At 67.4% G+C, this 1,011-nt stretch carries 1 pseudogene; it reads right to left on the reverse strand.

Features of this window, described 5'->3' with window-relative positions:
- Positions 1-613, reverse strand: a pseudogene (locus AC1DY5_RS56905) (1,4-alpha-glucan branching enzyme); the annotation flags it as partial.
- Positions 614-1,011 lie beyond the last annotated feature (398 nt).

Below are 1,011 nucleotides of genomic sequence, written 5' to 3' on the forward strand. Positions count from 1 at the left end.
GGTAGCCCCACGAGCCATAGAAGGGATGCTCGGTCACCGGCATCAGCTCGACATGCGTGAAGCCCACCGACACCACGTAGTCGGCCAGCGCGTGGGCCAGTTCGCGGTAGTTGGGCAGGCCGCCGTCGCTGCGCCGCCACGAGCCGGCGTGCACCTCGTAGATCGAAATCGGCGCGTCGAGGCCGTTTCGCCCGGCGCGGGTCCGCATCCAGTCGCCATCGCCCCATTTGTAGTCCAGCGACCAGAGCCGCGACGCCGTGGCGGGTGGCGGCTCGCTCCATGTCGCCAAAGGGTCGGCCTTCTCGAGGATTCGGCCGCTCTGCGAGACGATGCGGTACTTGTAGGCGTTGCCGTGCCGGGCATGGGCACTGCGCGCCTCCCAGACGCCCGTGCTGTCGGCGCGTGGCAGCATCAGGTCGGCCTGAGGATCCCATCCGTTCCATTCGCCGATCACGGAGATCGAGCGCGCGTTGGGCGCCCAGACCGCGAACATCGCGCCTTCGCCACCCGGAGCGAGGTGGCCGCCCAGGCGGTCGTAGAGCCGCGCATGCGTGCCTTCTCCGAGGAGGTAGGCGTCGGTTTCGCCGAAGAAGGGGGTGCTTGGTGGCGTCACGGGAGTCGGGGGGTCACTCGGAGGGTTCACGGGAAGGCCCTGGGGCAMGGGCCCCTGTTTATTCCTTTTCGCACCAGATGGCAAATGGGCCAAAGCGCCTGTTCTTCTGTCGGACAGATTCTCAAGCGGCGCCGGCCGATGGACGGTCTCGCGTTGGGCCGGGATGCCTTTGCGTCGGCGCCGGCCGACACCGGCCTCAGCCTCTTGCTGAGGCCCGGCGCGTCGCAGCGCATGTCGAATCGGGCTCACAACCCGATGGAGATGCTATGGATGCCTCCCTCCCGAAGGGGAATCAGAAGACTGGGGGTGGTGAGATGACGTCGAAGGCGGCGAGAGCAGTCGTTGGTCGCAGAGATCGAAGCTCGGCACGAGCGGGTGGACCCTCTGCTGGATACGGC

The organism is Variovorax sp. P4_D9 (assembly GCF_056401695.1).